This window comes from Prevotella sp. HJM029, assembly GCF_000599605.1.
Taxonomy (GTDB): domain Bacteria; phylum Bacteroidota; class Bacteroidia; order Bacteroidales; family Bacteroidaceae; genus Prevotella.
On sequence record NZ_AZHT01000067.1, the window covers coordinates 1 to 566 of the forward strand.

Consider the following 566-nt stretch of genomic DNA (forward strand, 5'->3'; position numbering starts at 1 on the left):
GAGAGTGTAAAGTAAACAGTGTCATGCTACAATAAAATTAGTTTTACACAGTTTATTTATTATGGACAACAATGAAATTGATTACAAGCAAGCTGCTGAGCAGCTTCGTAAGGGAGAGCCGTTATTTGGTAAGGATGGTGCTTTGGCACCAATGTTGGAGCGCATTTTAAATGCTGCCCTTGAAGGTGAGATGGATGCTCATCTCTCTATTGATGAACGCTCAAAAGGCAATCGCCGTAATGGTAAAATGCCTAAGCAAGTGCAGACATGCTATGGTGAGATCACTGTAGAGACACCTCGTGACCGTGATGGTTCCTTTGAACCTCAGACTATCAAAAAACGTGAAACTATCCTTGCAGAAGGTATAGCGGATCAGATTATAAACATGTATGCTTTTGGTACAAGTACTCGCGATATCAGCAAGTATTTTGAGCGTGAGTTTGATACCAAACTATCTGCAGAAACCATCAGTTCCATCACAGACAGAGTACTGCCTGAAATCAAGTCATGGCGTTCACGAATGCTTGATCCTGTATATGCAATATGCTGGCTGGATGCCATCCATT

The 566-nt window shown here is 41.7% G+C and carries 1 protein-coding gene; it reads left to right on the plus strand.

The window, feature by feature from the left end; genetic code table 11:
• Positions 1-61: 61 nt before the first annotated feature.
• Positions 62-566, plus strand: a 505-nt coding sequence (locus X919_RS0104920) for an IS256 family transposase (protein WP_028899246.1), incomplete at its 3' end; no start/stop codon positions are given.